The organism is Candidatus Magnetaquicoccus inordinatus, from assembly GCF_004217665.1.
GTDB lineage: Bacteria > Pseudomonadota > Magnetococcia > Magnetococcales > Magnetaquicoccaceae > Magnetaquicoccus > Magnetaquicoccus inordinatus.
This window is the reverse complement of sequence record NZ_RXIU01000537.1, coordinates 1-1022: the sequence shown is the minus strand read 5'-3', so window position 1 is coordinate 1022 and position 1022 is coordinate 1. Positions and strand designations below refer to the sequence as shown.

Annotated in this window: 1 protein-coding gene; it reads left to right on the top strand. The window is 52.2% G+C overall.

What is annotated here, in order from left to right:
- Positions 1-51: 51 nt before the first annotated feature.
- Complete coding sequence (gene cyoE, locus EJP87_RS17110) at positions 52-942, top strand: heme o synthase (protein WP_227657768.1); 891 nt, start codon at positions 52-54, stop codon at positions 940-942.
- The last annotated feature ends 80 nt before the right edge of the window (positions 943-1022 follow it).

Here is a 1022-nt window from a genome sequence, read left to right as displayed (position 1 = left end):
TGATCCGGGGCATGACCTTGAACGCCGAGATCAAGGTGGGCTATCGCAGCATTGCCGCCTATATCCTCAATCCCATCACCCGCTCTTTCAACGAAAGCCTGCGATCTCGAATTGCTAAAATTGCGGATTGGTGGGATGATTGCCTTGACGGCGGTTGTCTCCTATCTCTCCATGGCCGAGCGGGTGAATATTGCACATCTGTTCTGGTTGACCCTGGCTATGGTGTTGGGATCCGCCAGTTCAGCAGTTTTCAACCACTGGTATGACCGGGACATCGATCGCATGATGGAACGGACAGCCAATCGCCCTTTGGCCAAACGGGGACTAAACAACTCCAGCCATGTCTTATGGTTGGCGGCTGGCTTGCTGCTCTCCGGGGTCAGCATCGCCGTGTGGTTTTTTAACCCGATCGTGGCAATCCATCTCTTTTTAGGTGCCTTTTTCTATGGCGTTGTCTATACGGTTTGGCTGAAACGGCGGACCTGGATGAATATTGTCCTGGGTGGTCTGGCAGGCAGCTTTGCGGTCATGGCCGGGGCCGCTTCGGTCAATCCGGGCTTGTGCGCCTTGCCAATGCTGCTGGCTTTGGTGCTGTTTTTTTGGACACCATCACACTTTTGGAGCTTGGCAATCCATTTGAAAGAGGATTATCAAAAAGCTGGTGTACCAATGCTGCCGGTTGTGGTCGGTGAGCAGAAGGCTGCCCGCTATATCTTTCTCAACACCATTCTGTTGGTGAGCGCCTCACTGTTGCCTTGGTATTTTGGGCAACTGGGTATGATCTATCTGGCAGGCGCCCTCTTGTCTGGTGGATTGTTTTTAATGGAAAATTGGCGTTTGCTACGCACCCCAACCCGTGAGATGGGCTGGCGCAACTTTTTGGGCTCTATGCGCTATTTGGGTGTGCTTTTCCTCGCCATTGTGGCAGATGTAACCTTCTAAATTGGGGTCGCTGTGCAGATCATGGGCAAGCGCACTCTGTTTTGTAGTTGCTGCCTTCACAGTTGATAAATAGACGGTTA